The following is a 19,789-nucleotide window of genomic DNA, read 5'->3' as shown; positions in this document are numbered from 1 at the left end:
ACAAATAATGCAAATGAAGGACATGAAGATTATACATGCGGTAGCGCCGGATGATTTTAAAACTTACGATACGGAGAAGATCAGGTCACGTTTTTTACTAACGGACTTAAAACAAGAAAATAAGGCGACGTTTACTTATTCACATTACGAAAGAATGGTTGTGGGATTAGCCTACCCGGTTACAGAAACGGTAGAACTAAGTAACTATTCCAATTTACGCGCTGAGTATTTCCTGGAAAGAAGAGAAATGGGAATTATCAATGTGGGTGGTGAAGGTGAGGTTGTTGCCGATGGCACAAGTTATTCATTACGTAAACTGGACGCATTATACCTGGGTAAAGGGGTGAAAGAAGTAAGTTTTAAAAGTAATTCGGCAAATGACCCTGCAGTATTTTATTTATTGTCTACCCCAGCCCATAAATCCTATCCAACAACCTTATTAAAAACAGAGGAAGCTTTCTCAGCCACTTTAGGAAGTCTGGAAACCGCAAATGAACGTAGAATTATCAGGTACATTCATAAAGATGGTATTCAGAGTAGCCAGTTGGTGATGGGTTTGACCATTTTGGCAACGGGAAGTGTATGGAACACCATGCCGGCACATACGCACGACAGAAGGGCTGAAGCTTATTTCTACTTTGATGTGGAAGAAGATCAGCGTGTGCTACACCTGATGGGTTCGCCGCAGGAAACACGCCACATCTTTATGGCTAACCACGATGCGGTATTATCGCCATCATGGAGTATCCACTCTGGCTGCGGCACAAAAAACTACAGTTTTATTTGGGGCATGGGCGGTGAAAACCTTGATTATGCTGATATGGACCAGGTATTAACACAAGAGTTACGCTAATGGAAAACTTATTCGCATTGAAAGATAAGGTTATTATTGTAACCGGCGGAACAGGAATTTTGGGTGGCGCCTTTGTGGAAGCCGTTGTGGAAGCAGGAGCTGCGGTTGGAATTTTAGGCAGGAATGCTAAGGTTGCACAGGAGCGTGCTGATGCCATTAATGAAAAGGGTGGCCGGGCGATTGCTTTGGTTGCCGACGTGATGAATGAGCAACAGCTTATTGAATGCCGTACCCAGGTGTTAGCGAAATTTGGCAAAATCGATGGCCTGGTGAACGCCGCAGGCGGTAACCAGCCGGAGGGTGTGCTTAAGCCGGAAGAAGACATCTTTAAGATGAACCTGGAAGGAATGAAAAAGGTGATGGACCTAAATTTATGGGGTACCATTATTCCAACCCAGGTGTTTGGTGCCGCTATTGCCGAGACTGGTAAGGGTAGTATCGTAAATATTTCTTCGATGAACTCTAAACGTGCTGTTACCAAGGTGTTGGGTTACAACATGGGTAAGGCCGGCGTAGACTATTATAACCAATGGTTTGCTGTGGAAATGGCCAACCGTTATGGCGAAAAAATCAGGATGAATGCCATTGCACCAGGTTTTTTCCTGACTGAACAAAACCGTGATTTATTGACACTACCTGGAGGTGGTTACACAGACAGGGGTGGTTTAGTGATTAAGCAAACACCTTTTAAACGTTTCGGCGATCCGGATGAACTTAAAGGCGCTTTGGTATTTCTGTTAAGTGATGCTTCGAAATTTGTAACTGGTGCCATGATTTGTGTGGATGGCGGCTTCTCTGTATTTGGAGGAGTTTAAACGAAATAAAAATAAATGATGTGAAAAAATTTATAGACGAAAACTTTCTATTAAATAACAAAACGGCAGAGAGATTATATCACCAATATGCCAAGGACATGCCAGTGATTGATTACCACTGTCACCTGCCACCTGACCAGATCGCTGAAGACCGAAATTTTGAGAACCTTACGCAGGTTTGGTTATATGGTGATCATTATAAATGGCGTGCCATGCGTGCCAATGGAATTGCAGAAGAATACATTACCGGAGATAAAAGCGACTGGGAGAAATTTGAAAAGTGGGCAGAAACGGTTCCTTATACGTTACGTAATCCTTTGTACCACTGGACACACCTGGAGCTGCAACGATATTTTGATATTTATGATATTTTGTCGCCGGCTACGGCACGTAAAATCTACGACGAGTGTACGGCAAAATTGCAGACTCCAGAATATTCAGTGCGCAATTTAATGCGTAAAATGAAGGTAGAATGGGTGGCTACCACCGATGACCCTATCGACGACCTGGCTTACCACCAGCAGATTAAGTCGGAAGGTTTTGAAATAAAAGTTTTACCGGCTTTCCGGCCAGACAAAGCGATGCAGGCTGAGGATCAAACAGTGCTGGTGGCGTATATTAGCAAGCTTGAAGAGGTTTCCGGCCATTCGATCACTGACTTCAATTCCTACCTTGGGGCATTAAAAAACAGACATGATTTTTTTGCTGAACAAGGATGCCGGGTTTCAGACCATGGCCTGGAGCAGATGTATGCGACAGCTTACACGGATGAAGAAGTTGATGGAATCTTTGATAAAATCATTACCGCAAAACCACTTACGCATACCGAGATCCTGCAGTTTAAATCGGCCATGCTTTATCATTTTGCTATTTGGGATCATGAAAAAGGATGGGTTCAACAGTATCATTTAGGTGCATTAAGAAATAACAATTCTCGTTTATTGAGTAGTCTTGGTCCGGATACAGGTTGGGATTCTATTGGTGATTTTCAACAAGGACCAATGTTATCGAAATTTCTAGACCGTTTGGATAGCAGCAACCAGCTTACCAAAACGATTTTATATAATTTAAATCCTGCCGACAACGAACTGATTGCTACGATGATTGGAAATTTCAACGATGGTACCGTGGCTGGAAAGATCCAGTATGGATCATCCTGGTGGTTCCTTGACCAAAAAGACGGCATGACCAAACAGATAAACACACTTTCCAACATGGGTTTATTAAGTCGTTTTGTGGGCATGTTAACAGATTCCAGAAGCTTTTTGTCGTACCCGAGACATGAGTATTTCAGGCGTTTGCTTTGCAACCTCCTGGGTGAGGATGTGGAGAATGGCGAGTTACCTGATGATATGGAATGGTTAGGGAAAGTAGTGAAAGACATTTGCTTTCATAATGCAAGAAATTACTTCGGGGTTTAATATGGGGAAGATATTAAGTTTCGGTGAGTTGTTACTGCGTATTTGTCCGGATGCCGAGGGGAACTGGATCAGGGAAAACAACCTGCCTTTTTATATTGGGGGTGCTGAGCTCAATGTAGCAACCGCCCTGTCGTTATGGGGAATGCCATCTGCTTATATGACTGCCTTGCCCAAGAATGCCATGACCGAACAATTGGTAGCGTATATTGGTGATTTAGGGATCGATCATTCAGCTGTTCAGTTCCAGGGGGAGCGGGTAGGGCTCTATTACTTGCATAAAGGGAAAGACCTGAAAAATTCGAGCGTGATTTACGACAGAAAGTACTCATCGTTCTCGACCTTAAAAACCGGAGATGTTAAATGGGAGGATGTTTTTAAGGACGTGTCCTGGTTCCATTTCAGTGCGATATGCCCAGCTGTTAGTGAGGCAGCCGCAGCGGTTTGTGAGGAAGCCTTAAAAGAAGCTGTGGCGAGAAATATTACTGTTTCTGTCGATTTAAATTACCGTGCCCTTTTATGGAAATACGGTAAAGAACCAGTTGAAGTTTTACCGGCACTGGCAAAATATTGTACAGTAATTATGGGTAACATCTGGGCGGCAGAAAAGATGCTTGGAATTCCTGTACCTGCCGATTTAAGCGGAAAGGAAAACTATCTTGAGCAGGCTGAAAAGACTTCGAGGATTATTCAGGAACGCTTTCCCAATTGTGAAACGGTAGCTAATACCTTTCGTTTTGACGAAGAAGGTGGGGTTAAATACTACACAACACTTTTTACCGAAGGAAAATTTCAGGTATCCAAACAATACTTTGCAGCTGAAATTGTGGACAAGGTAGGCAGTGGCGATTGCTACATGGCTGGGTTAATTTATGGCCTTTACCAAGGGAAGTCTATTGCAGAAACCTTGGATTTTGCAACGGCAGCAGCTTTTTCTAAGCTATTTGTTGCCAGCGATGCTACGAATTTAAAACCAGCAGAAATTATGGAGAAGGTTAAGAATTATGAGAACTAAAGAAAATACAATAAAGGCTATCCAGGAACAGGGCTTATTGCCATTGTTCTTTTTTGAGGATGCGGATGTAAGCCTTGAGATTATGAGAACCCTATACAAATGTGGTATAAGGGTGATTGAATATACCAATAGGGGTAAAGAAGCATTAGAAAACTTTAAGTACCTGATTGAGAAGGTGGACAGCGAAATGCCTGACCTTCATTTAGGAATAGGTACCATTAAGAACACAGCGGAAGCTCAAGCCTTTCTGGATGCAGGAACACACTTTGTGGTTTGTCCGGTTATTGATCCTGCCGTGGGCGAATTGATTCATGAAGGGGGTTTGTTATGGATTCCAGGCTGTTATACGCCAAGTGAAATTAATGTTGCACACCAAATGGGCGCAGGAATTATAAAAATGTTTCCTGCCAATTTATTAGGACCTGCCTATTTATCTTCCATCAAAGATATATTTCCCGGTCAGTTTTTCGTGCCAACTGGTGGGGTAGAAATTGAGGAAGAGAACATCAGTAACTGGTTTAGATCAGGTGTTTGTGCCGTAGGCATGGGCAGTAAACTAGTAAGTAAGGAAATTATGGCTAATCAGAATTATGAAAAATTAACAGAACTGACCAATAAGACGATGGAGATCATTAGAAAGGTCAGATAAGAATAAAGAATACCAACCAAAAACCAAAACCAAATACATGAACGAAGTTAAAACCGGCAATTACCGCTGGACAATTTGTGCGTTGCTTTTCTTTGCAACGACAGTGAACTACCTAGACAGACAGGTGTTAAGTCTGTTACACACCACTTTAGAAGCCGAATTTGGATGGAGTAATACCGATTATGCGAATATAACGGCCTCTTTCCAGTTTGTATATGCCCTTTCCATGTTATTCGCAGGCCGAATAGTTGATAAATTAGGTACCAAATGGGGTTATGCAGTAGCCATAATTGTATGGTCGCTCGGTGCTATTTTACATGCCAAGGCCATTCCACTAGGCCAGGGAATGGTATCTATGCTAGGTATTGCAGGTATTACCGGATTATCCTTTTCTGTGGTAGGATTTATTATCTCCAGAGCTGTATTGGCGATTGGAGAGGCAGGAAATTTTCCGGCTGCCATAAAGGCGACAGCAGAATATTTCCCTAAAAAAGAACGATCGTTTGCTACGGGTATTTTCAACTCGGGAGCTAACGTTGGAGCAATTTTGGCACCCCTTACAGTACCATGGATTGCACACAGGTATGGTTGGGAAGCTGCTTTTGTAGTTATTGGAGCTGTGGGATTTTTATGGCTTATATTCTGGTTTATCTTTTATGAAATCCCGGAAAGACAAAAGCGTTTATCAAAAAATGAATTGGCATACATCTTAACAGATCCAGATCAGCATGGTATTGTTCCAACTTCGTCAGAACGGGAGGCTAAAAAAGTATCTTGGGTAAAGTTGCTGGGTTATAAACAGACCTGGGCCTTTGCCATTGGCAAATTTCTAACTGATGGCGTATGGTGGTTTTTCTTATTCTGGTTGCCATCGTACTTAAAAGTACAATATGGGATGGACAACACGGCAATTATGATTCCTCTTGCCGTATTGTATAGTATGACCATGTTTGGAAGTGTTGGTGGCGGATGGTTTCCGATGTATTTCATCAATAAAGGATTCTCGCCCTATGACGGCAGGATGAAGGCCATGTTGGTTATCGCATTATTTCCTTTGGTCATTCTTGCGGCGCAGCCACTCGGACACCTTACCTTTTGGATTCCTGTGGTTTTAATTGGAATTGGGGCTTCAGCGCACCAAGCCTGGTCGGCGAATATTTTTACAACAGTATCAGACATGTTTCCCAAAAAAGCAGTCGGTTCAGTTGTAGGAATAGGCGGGATGGCAGGAGGATTGGGTGGTGTGGTATTATCTAAATTAGGTGGTGCTTTATTTGACCATTATAAAGCACTAGGTCATACGGAAACAGGGTATACCATTATGTTTGCCATTTGTGCCGTTGCCTACCTATTTGCATGGTCGATTATGAAAGCATTAGTGCCTAAATACAAACCTATTACAGATTTATAAGTTGGTTTATTAGTGATTGTGGTTAAAACCAGGCTTTAGGGCCTGGTTTTTTTTGTAAACCGCGGATTCAATGCGTTGAAAAACACCAATCGACTGAGCTAATCGTAGTTTGAAGCAATGCGATCATAGTTGTTTGCCATTCTTCACTGGTATTAAAGCGTTGCACCGGCAATGCCACAAAGTGCCTTTATCAGGATCAGCCCGTCGATGACGATCAGATAAAACAGGATTTCTTTTTTTCTGATCATGGAATAAGCGACGATTATGGTGAGCAGGAAAGGTATGATATTAAATAGGATGGTTATTGTGGGGAAATTCTGAAAATTGGTAAAGATTAATAAGGAGCACAAGCCTATACACAACAAAGGAATGAGGATATAAAATATGGTGTTTTTTAACCCAAACCATACGGCAAAAGTCTTAAGTTCCCTGTTGGCATCAACTTCGTAGTCTTTAAGATCGAACATGATGGCGTTGACCGTACAAAACATCCAGTTTTTAATGAACAGCCATATCCAGATGGTGCTTTGGATATCGACGGTTTTGCTTTCTAAACGAAGCATCATTAAGGGTAGTACATTGGCGGTGCATGCCCATATAAAACCAATGATAAAAGGCTTTAACCAGCCTGTGTTGCGTAGGTTAAGGTTAAAAAAGGAAGTGGGCAGCAGGCCATAATACAACAAGGCAATCATTACAATAGAGACAGCAGTAAGCCAGTAACTTATTGGGAGGGTTACAAGGGTATCTAAGTGTATCCAAAACAAGTGTATCAATAGTAACAGACAGGCAAGAGAAAGGATTGTTTGGCTTCTCCTGGTCAACTGCTGATGATCAATATACCATTGTGTTCGGGGATTGCTTGTTTCGCTAAGCTTATTAACACCCATATAGGCATAGGTGTAGTAAACTACGGGTGCACAGGCAACCATAGCATAGTAAGCTAAGCTGTTAAATGGTAACTTGAATTGTACTGTAGCTTCAATTGTTAAGGCGACAGCCAGTAAACCAATGAAGTAATTGCCGAAAAAGATGAATTTAATAATCTTTAATGCCATTTGAATGGTCCTAATATAAGGCTGGATATTTAACAAACCTACGATTATATCAGGACCACCAAGCTTAAAGTGTTTTATAGCTTACTTTGAAAGTCATTTTAACATTTAGTGCTTCCCAGGTTATTAAGGTTGGATAGGCATCAGCGTTGTATTCATAATTGCAGGTCATGTTATTTTTAGGGTTTGTACTTGTGATACTAAGCAGGTTGTGCTGGGCAGATAGAAAAAAATTCTCTCCGGTTTCCATTGCGATTAATTGGGCATTGGCTACATTTTTAAACAGGCCGTTTTGAAGGTCAAAAGTGTATTTAGTAGTTTCTGTACCGTTTGTTTCGGTGATGCTACCCATTCGGTCATTGGGTAGATCGTACATAAATGTTTTTGTGTGGAGAGGTTTGTTATTAGGTGAAAAGTAATTGATTTCGGTCATTTGCTGCTGATCGTTGTATTTAATTGTGTAGTAACCCAAATGAATGTCTTCGCTGCTAGTTTGGGACCACTGATCCACTTTATATATACGTTCCTGTTTATCACGCCAATAATCAACATAAAAAAACTTGTTGCCCTGATGGGTTATTAAACCGTTCATCTGGTTGTCTTTATAAGTGACGGTCAGCTTTTTTCCGGCGCCATCATCAACCGATAGCAGGGAGTTTGTTTCCCCGACATATTTAAACAGAATGGATTGTCCGGGAGCTTCTATTTTTACGGGAAGCAGTTTAGCAGTAGAGGGTGGCGGGTTATCTGCTGGCGGATTGGTTGTTGGCGGAGGTTGAACGGGAACTGTTACAACCGGTTTCTCTGGTGTAACAGGCGGGTTCGACTTGCTGCAACTGGCCACGCTGACGAAGGCTGATAATGACATCAGGTAAATTAGCTTTATTTTCATGTTTATATAATTTTTATGTTCAAATGTGTGTTAAACTTGTTTGAATAAAAAAATATTTAATATTTTAGATAGCAGAAAGGAGGTTTGCAATTTAATGGGCATATCATTAGTTTTAGCGTTCACAAATCATGATACATGTATACGTTTTTTAAGAACAGCCAGTTAGTTAGCCGTATTTTATTTACCTTTTTATTAATTTTCTTCGCCAAGGTAACGATGGCGGCTTCGGTTGATACCGTTGCTACTTATAGCGAGTCTATGAAGAAGAAGATAACGGCAGTAGTGATATTACCCGAAGGATATAGCGAGAAGAAACGTTATCCGACAGTTTATCTACTACATGGTTATGGGGGTAACTACGCAGACTATATTAAAAAAACGCCTGCGATAAAAGACTATGCTGACCAATATCAAATGATTATTGTATGTGCCGATGGCCGTAATAGCTGGTACTTTGATAGTCCGGTTGATAGCACCTGGAAATACGAAACATATGTGTCAAATGAGTTGGTAGGATGGATTGATCAACGGTATCATACGATTGCCGATAGAAAGGGCAGGGCCATTATGGGTTTAAGTATGGGAGGTCATGGTGCGCTTTCTTTAGCTATCAAACACCAGGATGTATTTGGTGCTGCAGGAAGTATGAGTGGAGGACTGGATTTAAGGCCTTTTCCGGGCAACTGGGAAATTTACAAACGATTAGGGAATTATGCATCTAATTCAGCGATTTGGAAAGAAAATAGTGTAATGGAGATGATTCCTTTGCTTTCAACGAATCAATTAGCGCTTTTAATCGATTGTGGCGAAGATGATTTTTTCTATCCGGTGAACCTGAAATTTCACGAGCAACTGAAGTATAACAATATCAATCATGATTTTATTAGCCGACCAGGAAACCACGATTGGAAGTATTGGAAGAACGCTATCGGCTATCAATTTCTGTTTTTTAATAATTTTTTTAAGGGATAGAAACGGCTAATACTAATCATTACAGCTAATTAGTATAAATATTTAAAATATTATGTATATAAAGACTATATATCCTATATACTTTATATATTTGCAAGGATGAACAACACGAACCAGGTTTATTATAATATGATGTCCCTAATCTGTATAAGCAGCACTTAGACTGTAATGGGGTGGATATTGTAAAACTTCTTCAGTCAAAAACTAAAGAAGTTTTTTTTTAAAATTAAAATGGCACAATCAACATGCAAAGCTTTAGAACCGAACTTGAGAATCCGATAGTAGAAAAAGACATTATAGATCTCGAAAAGAAGATCCGCCTTTATAGAGAAGGTGCTATCCATGATGAAAAATTTAGAAGTTTACGTCTAGCACGCGGGATTTATGGTCAGCGGCAGCCTGGTGTACAAATGATCCGTATAAAACTGCCATTTGGAAAGATGACTTTCAGACAATTGCTTCGGATAGCCGATGTGGCAGATGAGTATGGAAGCGGTAACCTTCACTTAACTACCCGGCAGGATATACAAATGCATTATGTGAGTCTAGACCGAACGCCTGAGCTTTGGGATCAGTTGGAGCGTGAGGATGTTACCATTAGGGAAGCCTGTGGCAATACCGTTAGAAATGTAACCTCTTCGCCGGATGCAGGCATTAACCCTCAGGAATTGTTTGACGTATCGCCTTATGCACATGCATTTTTTTCTTATTTCCTTCGTAATCCTATTTGTCAGGAAATGGGAAGAAAAATTAAGTTTGCTTTTTCAGCTACAGAGAACGATACAGCTTTTAGTTATATACATGATTTGGGTTTTATCCCCAAAATAAATGAACAAGGCGAACGAGGCTTTAAGGTGCTTTTTGCCGGTGGTTTAGGCGCACAGCCCTTTCTAGCTCATGTGGTTCATGAATTTCTTCCAGAAGATCAGATTGTTCCGTATGCCGAATCAGTGTTGCGCGTATTTGACCGTTATGGCGAAAGATCAAACCGGAATAAAGCACGCCTGAAATACCTGGTGCAAAAACTTGGGCTTGAAGAAGTATTAAGGTTGATTGATGAAGAGCGTATTGCCAACAAGGTTAAAAGTTACCCTATTGACCGCGACGCAGTTTCATTTCCAAATTTACCACCGGTAGTTGCATTTGAAGACACTGGAATAGAAAAAGACCTGGATTATCAACGCTGGCTGGCGACCAATGTTTTCGAACAAAAGCAACAAGGTTTTTATGGCGTTTATATTAAAGTTACGGTAGGCGATATCAGAACTTTCAAGGCGCGTGAACTGATTGATGCGATTCATTTATATGTAGCCGACGAAATTAGGGTAACACAAAACCAGGGCTTGTTACTAAAGTTTGTAAGGAAAGAAGCATTACCCACCTTATATAAAAATTTAAAAGAAATTAACCTTGCTGCTACGGGTTTTGACAGCCTTGCTGATGTAACCACCTGCCCTGGAACAGATACTTGCAACCTGGGTATATCAAACAGCATGACGCTGGCTGCAACATTGGAAGATCTTGTATATGAAGAATACCCTCACCTGATTTTCAACAAGGACATTAAAATTAAAATTAGTGGTTGTATGAACTCCTGTGGACAGCATGGTTTGGCGCACATTGGTTTTCATGGAAGTTCTGTAAAAGCAAATGGCAAGGTTGTTCCGGCAGTACAGGTTTTGCTTGGCGGCGGAACGGTTGGAGATGGCATTGGCAGGGTTGCAGAGAAAATTATTAAGGTCCCTTCAAAACGTGCGACATCGGTTTTACGTGTTGTTTTGAATGACTATAGCACCAACGCCTTAGCCGGAGAAAATTTTCACAGTTATTATGATCGTTTGGGTAAGGACTATTTTTATCAGCTGATTAAGCCATTAGCTGATTTAACTAACCTGCAGGAAGAAGAGTATGTAGACTGGGGGCACGAAGAAACCTTTCAGACAGCAATTGGTGTAGGTGAATGTGCAGGGGTTATTATTGACCTGGTAGCAACCTTATTAGTTGAAGCGGAAGAAAAACTAGATTGGGCAAAAAGTTCCTTTGAAAACCAGGCCTGGGCCGATGCAATTTACCATGCTTATGCAGTACAAGTAAGTACAGCTAAAGCTTTATTATTGGACAAGGGAGTGAGCAGCAGCACACAGGCAGGGGTGATCAGGGATTTTGACCAGCACTATGTGAGTTCCGGCGAAATAGCGCTGGAAGGTAGTTTTAGCGATCAGATTTTACAAATTAATAAACATGAACCAACAGAAAGTTTTGCGACAGCTTATATTGAAGCTGCGGAACGCTTTTATAAACAAATGAAAACTAAAAGGGAGGAGGCGTTTCAATTATGATTTTAAATAAAACAACTAAAGGATTTAAAGAACCTAAAATAACACTGGTTGGAGCCGGCCCTGGCGACCCTGAATTAATTACCATGAAGGGTGCTAATGCCTTAAAAATTGCAGATGTAGTTTTATATGATGCATTGGTTAATGAAGCATTATTGAATTACGCGAGTCCGGAAGCTATAAAAATCTATGTAGGAAAGCGTTCTGGTGCACATTCTTATTCTCAGGCCGCAGTTAATAAGTTAATGGTTGATTATGCCATGAATTATGGGCACGTGGTTCGTTTAAAAGGCGGTGATCCATTTGTTTTCGGCCGCGGTTATGAGGAGCTTGATTATGCATTAAATTATAGTATTCCTACCCAAGTGATTCCTGGTTTATCGAGTTCCATCTCGGTTCCTGGCTTACAACAAATTCCTGTTACCCATCGTGGATTAAGTGAAAGTTTTTGGGTGGTAACCGGTACTACTGCTTCTGGTGAGTTATCGAGCGACCTTTACGAGGCAGCAAGGACCAAAGCTACCGTAGTGGTATTAATGGGTCTGAACAAGATAGCCGAAATTGTAAAACTCTTTCAAAACGAAGGAAAGAATAAATTGCCGGTAGCTGTGATACAAAGTGGTTCTATGGTGGATGAAAAATTAGCCATTGGGATTGTTGATACGATTGAAGAATTGATCATCGAGAAGAATATTAAAGCACCAGCACTCCTGATTTTTGGAGAAGTGGTTTCACTTCACCCATCATTTCAGCCCATAAAAGACTTTTATCGCGCTTTACAGGAAGAATAACGGATGTTTTATGGAAAGTAACCCACTATTTCCGGTGTTTTTAAAATTGCATACGCTACACACATTGGTAGTTGGCGCAGGCCCCGTTGGATTAGAGAAATTAAATGCGCTATTAACCAACAGTCCTTTAGCCCAGGTAACGGTAGTGGCATTGGAAATCATCCCGGAAGTGGAAGAACTTATCCGTTATTTTCCAAATGTCCGTCTACATCAAAAGCAATTTGAGGTACAGGATCTTGATCATGTAAACCTGGTGCTTGCAGCAACAAATAACGAGATACTTAACCGGGAAATCCAGGCTGCAGCTAAAGCGCGTAAGTTGTTAGTCAACTTTGCAGACAAGCCTGAACTATGTGATTTTTACCTGGGATCGGTGGTCAAAAAAGGTGATCTGAAAATTGCCATTTCAACTAATGGTAAATCGCCGACCGTGGCTAAACGTTTAAAAGAGGTTTTAAGTGAAAGTTTACCTGACGATATAGATTTAGCATTACAGCAAATGGCTGCCTTGCGACTTACATTAGAAGGTGACTTTACCGAAAAAGTGAAGGTACTCAACGAAATTACTTCGGTGCTGATTGAAAATAAAAAACAATGAAATTAGAGATAGAACACCTGATATCACAAATTAAAGGCAAAGACCCTGTTGAAGTGTTGCGGTACTTTGCAACGCAATATCCGGGTTTGGTTACTTTTTCAACAAGTTTTGGCTGGGAAGACCAGGTCGTAACCGATTTGATCTTTAAAAATAATATTCCCATAGAAGTGTTTACGCTGGAAACCGGGAGGTTGTTCCCAGAAACTTACTATGTATGGAACAGAACACTGGAAATTTATAAACAGCCGATCAAGGCTTATTTTCCCCAAACAGAAACCTTGCAGCAGATGGTGCAGGAGAAAGGGCCCAATAGTTTTTATGAGTCGGTAGAGAACCGTAAAAACTGTTGCCAGATTAGAAAGATAGAACCTTTAAAGCGTGCTTTAGAGGGCAAAAAGATATGGGTTACAGGGATCAGGGCGGAGCAGTCTGCCAACAGGCTTGACATGGAGAATATTGAATGGGATGAGCAAAACCAGTTATTAAAATATCACCCGATTTTTGACTGGAGCCTGGACCAGGTGAAGGCCTATGTGAAAGAGAACAATATTGTGTACAATACATTACATGATAAAGGATTTCCGAGTATCGGTTGCGCGCCGTGTACCAGAGCTGTAAGTGAAGGAGAAGATTTCAGAGCCGGCCGATGGTGGTGGGAAGATCAATCCAAAAAAGAATGTGGTTTACATGCCACTTAAAAGATTTGAAAAGAGTATGGTTAAATTAGATTATTTAGATGAGTTAGAAGCGGAGGCTATTCATATTTTACGTGAAGTAGCCGGTCAGTTTGAAAAACCCGCTTTGTTGTTTTCAGGCGGCAAGGACTCCATCACCCTGGTTAGGCTGGCTGAAAAAGCATTCCGTCCGGGTAAGTTTCCTTTCCCATTAGTACATATTGATACGGGTCATAACTTTGAGGAGACTATCGATTATCGAGACAAGATGATTAACCGTATTGGTGAGAAACTCCTAGTTGGTTATGTTCAGGAGTCGATTGATGCCGGTAAAGTAGTGGAACAAAAAGGTAAGAATGCAAGTAGAAATGCTTTGCAGACGGTAACGCTATTGGATACCATTGAGAAATATGGTTTTGACGCTTGTATTGGTGGCGCACGCCGGGATGAAGAAAAGGCCAGGGCCAAGGAGCGTATTTTTTCGGTACGTGATGAATTTGGCCAATGGGATCCTAAAAGGCAGCGCCCAGAATTGTGGAATATTTATAATGGCAGAATCCACAAAGGCGAGAATGTAAGGGTTTTCCCGATTAGTAACTGGACGGAACTCGATGTATGGAATTACATTAAGAGGGAAAAGATGGAATTGCCATCTATTTATTTTGCTCATGAACGTGAGTGTATTACCCGAAATGGCCAGTTAATGGCGGCCTCTCCATTTTTAAATATGGATCATGAAGATCTTGTAGAAACCAAAATGGTACGTTTTCGTACTGTTGGTGATATGAGTTGCACAGCCGCTATTGCTTCGGAAGCTACCGAGCTGGACGATATTATTGAAGAAATCAGTCAATCGAAAATAAGTGAACGTGGAGCCAGGATGGACGATAAAGTATCGGAAGCCGCAATGGAAGACCGCAAAAAAGGAGGGTATTTTTAATGAATATATTGAAGTTTTTTACCGCAGGAAGTGTGGATGATGGGAAAAGCACCTTAATCGGGCGTTTATTATATGATACTGATTCTATTCTTGCAGACCAATTGGAAGCTTTACAACAGTCGAATCGTAAAAACGATGATGGCACAATTGACCTTGCTATCTTAACTGATGGTTTGCGGGCCGAACGGGAGCAAGGCATTACGATAGATGTAGCTTACAAATACTTCCAGACCAAGAACCGCAAGTTTATTATTGCGGATACACCAGGACATATACAATATACCAGGAACATGGTAACAGGGGCTTCAACAGCTAACCTGGCTATTATTTTGGTTGATGCCAGAAATGGCGTAGTTGAACAAACAGTAAGGCATTCTTACCTGGTGTCGTTATTAGGCATTAAAAACATCGTGGTGTGTTTGAATAAAATGGATATGGTTGATTACAGTGAAGATGTTTATCAATCTATTACCGACAAATACAAAGTGCTGGCAAGCAAGCTGAATGTACGTGATGTAACATTTATTCCTGTAAGTGCATTAAAAGGCGATAACATTGTACATGCTTCCAGAAATATGGAATGGTACAAAGGAGATAGTCTATTGCATTACCTGGAGAATGTTGATGTTGATGGGGGCGAAAAATCTCCATACGCCAGAATGCCTGTACAATGGGTAATCAGGCCTCAGACAGATGAACTTCATGACTATAGAGGATATGCAGGTCGTATATTGAGCGGGTCATTTAAAGTTAACGATAAGGTGGCAGTTCTGCCTTCCGGAGACCAGTCTGTAATTGAAAGGATAGAAATCTTCGACCAGTCACCGGAAGAAGCACATGCTGGGATGTCTGTTACCATTCATTTAAAAGACAATATTGACATTAGCAGGGGTGATATGTTGGTTAATGCCAACCACTTGGCGCAACACTCACAATTGATTGAGGCTGATATTTGTTGGATGGACAAACGTCCATTGGATGAAAACATAACCTACCTTATACAACATAACAGTAAGGTAACTAAATGTAAAATCAACGAAATCATATTTAAAGTTGATATTAACACCTTGGAAAAAAAGGAGGCCTATGATTTTTCTCTTAACGAAATTGGTAGGGTGGTTGTAAAAACGGCTTCTGTGCTACCGTTTGACTTATATACTGAAAATAAGGCTAATGGCTCTGCGATTTTAATTGACAGTAGAACCAATCTAACAGTTGCTGCACTGATGTTTCGGGCCATTGTTGAATAATTGTTTTTATTACACTAAATATTCCATACTTTAAGTTGATTTTTCAAACAATCAACTATGGAGATTATACACGTAAGTGCCGAATGTTACCCGGTAGCCAAGGTAGGCGGATTAGGTGATGTAGTAGGCGCTTTACCAAAATATCAGAACAAATTAGGGCATTTCGCGAAGGTTGTTATGCCCGCCTATGATACCCGTTTTATGCGGGAGAACGAATTTGAGGTAGTTTATGACGGCTGGGGAAAGCTGGGCTTCCAGAATTTTACCGTAAGGATATTTAGAGAAAAAACGAATAAATTAGGCTTCGACCTTTTCCTTGTTCACATTGCAGGCCTTACCGACAGACCCCAGGTATACGGCTATGCAGATGATACAGAACGTTTTCTGGCCTTTCAGATTGCTGTTTTAGATTGGATGGCGCAATGGGAACACACGCCACAGGTGGTGCATTGCCATGATCATCATACCGGACTCATTCCTTTTATGATGTCTAACTGCATCAGGTATAGAAAGTTGAGCCTGGTGCCTTCAGTACTCACCATCCATAACGCCCAGTATCAAGGGCAATTCGGATGGGACAAATTACATTATATTCCTGCATTTGATGCCTGGAGAGCAGGGCAGCTGGACTGGAACGGTGCCATAAACCCATTGGCTGCCGCGATTAAGTGTGCCTGGAGGATTTCAACGGTTTCTCCGAGTTACCTTGACGAAATCAGTTACCGGGCGAATGGTTTAGAAACCTTACTTGCTCAGGAACGAGGGAAATCAAAGGGAATCCTTAATGGAATTGATAATGATGTCTGGGATCCTGCTCATGATGAGATGCTTCACAAAAAATATAGCTTAAAAACTGTAGAAAGTGCCAAAAAATCAAACAAAGCTGATATTTGTAGTGTTTTTAACCTGAATCCAGAAAATCCATTATTTACTTTTATTGGTCGTTTAGTAGGGGAAAAAGGGGCGGATTTGCTACCTGATATTTTTTATAATGCTTTAAGTCAAGCTAATGGCCAGATAAGTGTGCTGGTTTTAGGCTCAGGTGACCCCCAGGTGGAGGGCCGCTTAGCACAATTAAAAGAACAGTTCCCAGGTAACTACAATGCTTATATAGGTTATAATGAAGCCTTGTCGCATCAGATTTATGGCAGTGCCGATTTCTTATTGATGCCATCAAGGGTTGAGCCTTGTGGTTTAAATCAGTTGTATGCATTGCGTTATGGTACCATTCCTATTGTAAGACGGATTGGTGGATTAAAAGATACGGTGATTGATATAGGTGATGGAGGATTTGGCATTTGCCACGACCAAACCAGCGTTTGGGACGTTGGACATGCTATGGGTAGAGCTTTTGAGCTCTATCAGGACAAAAAAAGAGTGAAACAAATACTTAAAACAATTATGCAAATAGACCATTCCTGGGATAAAGCCGCACAAGAATATATAGACCTGTACCAAATATAAAAACATAGATATGACCGAAAAAGTGTTAGGAGTAATTCTTGGCGGTGGCCAGGGCTCCAGATTATCACCTCTTACCCAAACCCGTTCCAAACCTGCTGTTCCAATTGCTGGAAAGTATCGTTTAGTGGATATACCCATTTCTAATTGCCTCAACTCAGGTATTCACCGAATGTTTGTGTTAACGCAGTTTAATTCAGCCTCGCTTAATAAGCACATTAAAAACACCTATCATTTTAGCCATTTCAGTGATGCCTTTGTTGATATTCTTGCGGCAGAACAAACGCCAGATAATCCAACCTGGTTTCAAGGAACAGCAGATGCTGTGCGTCAAACCATGCACCACTTGCTCAACCACGATTTTGAATATGTATTAATCTTATCAGGTGATCAGCTTTACCAGATGGATTTTAATGAAATGATTAATGCACACATTGACAGCGGTTGTGAAATTACTTTAGCCACTATTCCGGTAACGGCGAAAGAGGCTACTGATTTTGGTATTCTCAAAGCAGACGAAACGCACATGATTACGTCATTTACTGAGAAACCTAATTCGGAGATGTTAAAGGATTGGTCGTCTGATACTGGTGAAACCATGCAGGCAGAAGGCCGTAATTATTTAGCTTCTATGGGGATTTACATTTTCAACAAGGAATTGTTAATTAAGATTTTCGCAGAGAATCCTGATGAAAAAGATTTTGGCAAAGAAATTATTCCGCGATTGATTAATTCCTATAGGGTATTAAGTTATCAATATGAAGGCTATTGGACAGATATTGGTAATATATCTTCATTTTTTGAGGCGAACCTTGGCTTAACAGACGAAATCCCTAAGTTTAATTTATTTGACAGTCACCACAGTATTTATACACGTCCGAGGATGCTACCGCCATCAAAAATTCTTGGAACAACACTCGACAAAACCGTTATTGCAGAAGGCTGCATTTTGCAAGCCGACGATATTAAACATGCGGTAATTGGAATAAGGGCGCGCATTGGCAAAGGCACTAAAATAGAAAACGCCTATATCATGGGAAGCGACAGTTACCAGACCTTGATTGAAATAGAGAAAGAAACGAAATTAGGCAATCCAGTGATTGGTGTAGGTGAACGCTGTATTATTCGTAACGCTATTCTGGATAAGAACTGTAGGATTGGAGACGATGTGCGTATTGAAGGTGGTCCACATCTGCCAGATGGTGATTTTGGTACTTATGCAGTTAAAGACGGTATCATCGTGATCAAAAAAGGAGCGACTATTCCTAATGGTACAGTGATTTAAAACTATCAAACGGGGTGGATTCATCCACATGCCTATGGCACATGCTAAAAAGCGCTAAAGATGTAGGTTTTAAAAAAGTGATTGGTGCATTGCGGAGATCGTTGATGTACCAATTTCTTTTAGAGTCGTTTTTACTCACCGCTATTAGCATGACCATTGCCATTGCAACCTATCGTGCAGCTGTTGCAAACCCTGTAAATGCCTTGAAATATGAATAAGCGTTTGTTATCTTTGGGTTATGCGAAGAACCTTTTGGGATCAACTACAACGTGAAGTGATGATCGAATATCCAGCGAAAAGGATCATTTCCCTGGTGCCTTCGCAAACCGAGCTGTTATTTGACCTGGGTTTAAATCAGGAGATTGTAGGTGTTACCAAATTCTGTATTCATCCAGTTGCTCAGGTAAATGGGAAGACCACCATTGGCGGCACAAAAAATATTAACCTTGACACAATTCGTAGCCTGAAGCCCGACCTTATCATTGGGAATAAAGAAGAAAACCAGAAACACCAGATCGAAGAGCTGATGCAGGAATTTCCGGTGTGGATGAGTGATGTGAACGACCTTGATAGTGCTAAACAAGCAATTGAACAAATTGGCGAACTGGTGGATCGCGCACCAGAGGCCGCTTACTTAAATCACCTGATTAATGCAGGTTTTAACGACCTGCAAACCCTGGCGCTCCGGCACCAGATCAAGCGGTCGGCAGTATACCTGATCTGGCGCGGACCATACATGGCCGCTGGAAAAGGTACGTTCATCGATCACCTGATGGCTTTAAACGGTATACACAATGTGGTGGACACACCACGTTATCCCGAAGTTGAACTTGCCGACCTGGCAGCGCTGCGGCCTGATTTAATTCTATTGTCATCAGAACCATATCCTTTTGGCCAAAAACATATCCAGGAAATTCAGGAAGTATTACCTTACACGGAAGTGAGGCTGGTTGACGGGGAAATGTTTTCCTGGTACCAAGGTGCATTAGCAGTTATTACAAGAAAAGATTCAAAAGAAAAAGAAACTCTCCAAAAATTAAATCACTATTTTTCATTCCAAGAAGTTTTATCTGAGAAAATTATTCTTGAAGAAATTGGAGTTGGATGTCAATGGCCAATTGGAGCTATTGCAAGAGTTAAAGATAATCAATTAGAACTTAATTCTGTTCTTCTTAGTAAAGATGGTGAAATTTTACTCCAGTCAAAAGAAAAAGGAAGCATAAGAGATGCAGAAGCTATGGGAAGAAGAATAGGAAAAGAAATAATTAATTACATTTAACTCTTAAAAAATAATTAACTTATGAAATGATTAATTACATTTAACTCTTAAAAAATACTGTTACTCAAATGATAATAACATTTAACCTAAATGAT

General features: G+C 40.9%; 19 protein-coding genes. 17 read left to right on the top strand and 2 right to left on the bottom strand.

What is annotated here, in order from left to right:
- Nucleotides 1-13 precede the first annotated feature (13 nt).
- Genes kduI through ACR2F3_RS03395 form a run of 6 tightly spaced genes read left to right on the top strand, consistent with a single transcriptional unit; the run spans nucleotide 14 to nucleotide 6,161 of the window.
- A complete protein-coding gene (kduI, locus tag ACR2F3_RS03420; RefSeq protein WP_432708577.1) occupies nucleotides 14-853 on the top strand; it encodes a 5-dehydro-4-deoxy-D-glucuronate isomerase in 840 nt (279 codons plus the stop codon).
- Nucleotides 853-1,668: an SDR family oxidoreductase gene (locus ACR2F3_RS03415; protein ID WP_432708576.1), complete on the top strand. Its 816-nt coding sequence runs from the start codon at nucleotides 853-855 to the stop codon at nucleotides 1,666-1,668. The genes kduI and ACR2F3_RS03415 overlap by 1 nt, the downstream gene beginning before the upstream one ends.
- A gap of 20 nt (nucleotides 1,669-1,688) precedes the next feature.
- On the top strand, nucleotides 1,689-3,089 hold the full coding sequence (uxaC, locus tag ACR2F3_RS03410; RefSeq protein WP_432708575.1) for a glucuronate isomerase: 1,401 nt from the start codon (nucleotides 1,689-1,691) through the stop codon (nucleotides 3,087-3,089).
- 1 nt (nucleotide 3,090) lies between these two features.
- Nucleotides 3,091-4,101, top strand: a complete 1,011-nt coding sequence (locus ACR2F3_RS03405; protein WP_432708574.1) for a PfkB family carbohydrate kinase — start codon at nucleotides 3,091-3,093, stop codon at nucleotides 4,099-4,101.
- On the top strand, nucleotides 4,091-4,750 hold the full coding sequence (locus ACR2F3_RS03400) for a bifunctional 4-hydroxy-2-oxoglutarate aldolase/2-dehydro-3-deoxy-phosphogluconate aldolase (RefSeq protein ID WP_432708573.1): 660 nt from the start codon (nucleotides 4,091-4,093) through the stop codon (nucleotides 4,748-4,750). The genes ACR2F3_RS03405 and ACR2F3_RS03400 overlap by 11 nt, the downstream gene beginning before the upstream one ends.
- Before the next feature lie 37 nt (nucleotides 4,751-4,787).
- Nucleotides 4,788-6,161, top strand: a complete 1,374-nt coding sequence (locus tag ACR2F3_RS03395; protein ID WP_432708572.1) for an MFS transporter — start codon at nucleotides 4,788-4,790, stop codon at nucleotides 6,159-6,161.
- Nucleotides 6,162-6,313: 152 nt separating this feature from the next.
- On the opposite strand, the gene ACR2F3_RS03390 is transcribed toward ACR2F3_RS03395, so the two are convergent.
- Nucleotides 6,314-7,219: a hypothetical protein gene (locus tag ACR2F3_RS03390; RefSeq protein WP_432708571.1), complete on the bottom strand. Its 906-nt coding sequence runs from the start codon at nucleotides 7,217-7,219 to the stop codon at nucleotides 6,314-6,316.
- Between the two features lie 64 nt (nucleotides 7,220-7,283).
- On the bottom strand, nucleotides 7,284-8,108 hold the full coding sequence (locus ACR2F3_RS03385; protein ID WP_432708570.1) for a hypothetical protein: 825 nt from the start codon (nucleotides 8,106-8,108) through the stop codon (nucleotides 7,284-7,286).
- A 135-nt stretch (nucleotides 8,109-8,243) separates the two neighbouring features.
- Here ACR2F3_RS03385 and ACR2F3_RS03380 point away from each other — a divergent pair, with 135 nt between their 5' ends.
- From ACR2F3_RS03380 to ACR2F3_RS03330, 11 genes are all read left to right on the top strand, one after another.
- Complete coding sequence (locus tag ACR2F3_RS03380; RefSeq protein WP_432708569.1) at nucleotides 8,244-9,080, top strand: alpha/beta hydrolase; 837 nt, start codon at nucleotides 8,244-8,246, stop codon at nucleotides 9,078-9,080.
- A 245-nt stretch (nucleotides 9,081-9,325) separates the two neighbouring features.
- Complete coding sequence (locus ACR2F3_RS03375) at nucleotides 9,326-11,419, top strand: HEPN domain-containing protein (RefSeq protein WP_432708568.1); 2,094 nt, start codon at nucleotides 9,326-9,328, stop codon at nucleotides 11,417-11,419.
- The gene (gene cobA / locus ACR2F3_RS03370) at nucleotides 11,416-12,207 is read left to right on the top strand and encodes a uroporphyrinogen-III C-methyltransferase (protein WP_432708567.1); all 792 of its coding nucleotides are present in this window, start codon (nucleotides 11,416-11,418) and stop codon (nucleotides 12,205-12,207) included. Before ACR2F3_RS03375 ends, cobA begins: the two co-directional genes overlap by 4 nt.
- A 10-nt stretch (nucleotides 12,208-12,217) precedes the next feature.
- Nucleotides 12,218-12,805, top strand: coding sequence for a precorrin-2 dehydrogenase/sirohydrochlorin ferrochelatase family protein (locus ACR2F3_RS03365; protein WP_432708566.1), 588 nt, complete (start codon nucleotides 12,218-12,220; stop codon nucleotides 12,803-12,805).
- Nucleotides 12,802-13,503 (top strand): phosphoadenylyl-sulfate reductase, encoded by a 702-nt coding sequence (locus ACR2F3_RS03360; RefSeq protein ID WP_432708565.1) that lies wholly within the window; start codon nucleotides 12,802-12,804, stop codon nucleotides 13,501-13,503. Before ACR2F3_RS03365 ends, ACR2F3_RS03360 begins: the two co-directional genes overlap by 4 nt.
- Nucleotides 13,493-14,419, top strand: a complete 927-nt coding sequence (gene cysD, locus ACR2F3_RS03355; protein ID WP_432708591.1) for a sulfate adenylyltransferase subunit CysD — start codon at nucleotides 13,493-13,495, stop codon at nucleotides 14,417-14,419. Before ACR2F3_RS03360 ends, cysD begins: the two co-directional genes overlap by 11 nt.
- On the top strand, nucleotides 14,419-15,669 hold the full coding sequence (locus tag ACR2F3_RS03350) for a sulfate adenylyltransferase subunit 1 (RefSeq protein WP_432708564.1): 1,251 nt from the start codon (nucleotides 14,419-14,421) through the stop codon (nucleotides 15,667-15,669). Before cysD ends, ACR2F3_RS03350 begins: the two co-directional genes overlap by 1 nt.
- A 57-nt stretch (nucleotides 15,670-15,726) precedes the next feature.
- Nucleotides 15,727-17,133, top strand: a complete 1,407-nt coding sequence (locus tag ACR2F3_RS03345) for a glycogen synthase (RefSeq protein WP_432708563.1) — start codon at nucleotides 15,727-15,729, stop codon at nucleotides 17,131-17,133.
- A gap of 10 nt (nucleotides 17,134-17,143) precedes the next feature.
- Complete coding sequence (locus ACR2F3_RS03340; RefSeq protein WP_432708562.1) at nucleotides 17,144-18,415, top strand: glucose-1-phosphate adenylyltransferase; 1,272 nt, start codon at nucleotides 17,144-17,146, stop codon at nucleotides 18,413-18,415.
- Nucleotides 18,416-18,456: 41 nt separating this feature from the next.
- Entirely contained in the window at nucleotides 18,457-18,633 is a 177-nt protein-coding gene (locus tag ACR2F3_RS03335) for a hypothetical protein (RefSeq protein WP_432708561.1), read from the top strand.
- 20 nt (nucleotides 18,634-18,653) lie between these two features.
- The gene (locus ACR2F3_RS03330; protein ID WP_432708560.1) at nucleotides 18,654-19,694 is read left to right on the top strand and encodes a helical backbone metal receptor; all 1,041 of its coding nucleotides are present in this window, start codon (nucleotides 18,654-18,656) and stop codon (nucleotides 19,692-19,694) included.
- Nucleotides 19,695-19,789 lie beyond the last annotated feature (95 nt).

It is taken from the genome of Pedobacter sp. (assembly GCF_045627485.1).
Lineage (GTDB): Bacteria > Bacteroidota > Bacteroidia > Sphingobacteriales > Sphingobacteriaceae > Pedobacter.
Note: the sequence above shows the minus strand (reverse complement) of the source record. Positions and strands in the feature narration are given on the sequence as shown.

Excerpts from the sequence above, each read along its gene's own strand:
- kduI (WP_432708577.1), top strand. The coding sequence starts at position 14 with ATGAAGGACATGAAGATTATACATGCGGTAGCGCCGGATGATTTTAAA.
- ACR2F3_RS03400 (WP_432708573.1), top strand. The coding sequence starts at position 4,091 with ATGAGAACTAAAGAAAATACAATAAAGGCTATCCAGGAACAGGGCTTA.
- ACR2F3_RS03415 (WP_432708576.1), top strand. The coding sequence starts at position 853 with ATGGAAAACTTATTCGCATTGAAAGATAAGGTTATTATTGTAACCGGC.
- ACR2F3_RS03365 (WP_432708566.1), top strand. The coding sequence starts at position 12,218 with ATGGAAAGTAACCCACTATTTCCGGTGTTTTTAAAATTGCATACGCTA.
- ACR2F3_RS03395 (WP_432708572.1), top strand. The coding sequence starts at position 4,788 with ATGAACGAAGTTAAAACCGGCAATTACCGCTGGACAATTTGTGCGTTG.
- ACR2F3_RS03405 (WP_432708574.1), top strand. The coding sequence starts at position 3,091 with ATGGGGAAGATATTAAGTTTCGGTGAGTTGTTACTGCGTATTTGTCCG.
- ACR2F3_RS03330 (WP_432708560.1), top strand. The coding sequence starts at position 18,654 with ATGCGAAGAACCTTTTGGGATCAACTACAACGTGAAGTGATGATCGAA.
- ACR2F3_RS03350 (WP_432708564.1), top strand. The coding sequence starts at position 14,419 with ATGAATATATTGAAGTTTTTTACCGCAGGAAGTGTGGATGATGGGAAA.
- ACR2F3_RS03390 (WP_432708571.1), bottom strand. The coding sequence starts at position 7,219 with ATGGCATTAAAGATTATTAAATTCATCTTTTTCGGCAATTACTTCATT.
- ACR2F3_RS03345 (WP_432708563.1), top strand. The coding sequence starts at position 15,727 with ATGGAGATTATACACGTAAGTGCCGAATGTTACCCGGTAGCCAAGGTA.
- ACR2F3_RS03385 (WP_432708570.1), bottom strand. The coding sequence starts at position 8,108 with ATGAAAATAAAGCTAATTTACCTGATGTCATTATCAGCCTTCGTCAGC.
- ACR2F3_RS03360 (WP_432708565.1), top strand. The coding sequence starts at position 12,802 with ATGAAATTAGAGATAGAACACCTGATATCACAAATTAAAGGCAAAGAC.
- ACR2F3_RS03380 (WP_432708569.1), top strand. The coding sequence starts at position 8,244 with ATGTATACGTTTTTTAAGAACAGCCAGTTAGTTAGCCGTATTTTATTT.
- ACR2F3_RS03340 (WP_432708562.1), top strand. The coding sequence starts at position 17,144 with ATGACCGAAAAAGTGTTAGGAGTAATTCTTGGCGGTGGCCAGGGCTCC.
- cysD (WP_432708591.1), top strand. The coding sequence starts at position 13,493 with ATGCCACTTAAAAGATTTGAAAAGAGTATGGTTAAATTAGATTATTTA.
- cobA (WP_432708567.1), top strand. The coding sequence starts at position 11,416 with ATGATTTTAAATAAAACAACTAAAGGATTTAAAGAACCTAAAATAACA.
- ACR2F3_RS03375 (WP_432708568.1), top strand. The coding sequence starts at position 9,326 with ATGCAAAGCTTTAGAACCGAACTTGAGAATCCGATAGTAGAAAAAGAC.
- ACR2F3_RS03335 (WP_432708561.1), top strand. The coding sequence starts at position 18,457 with ATGCTAAAAAGCGCTAAAGATGTAGGTTTTAAAAAAGTGATTGGTGCA.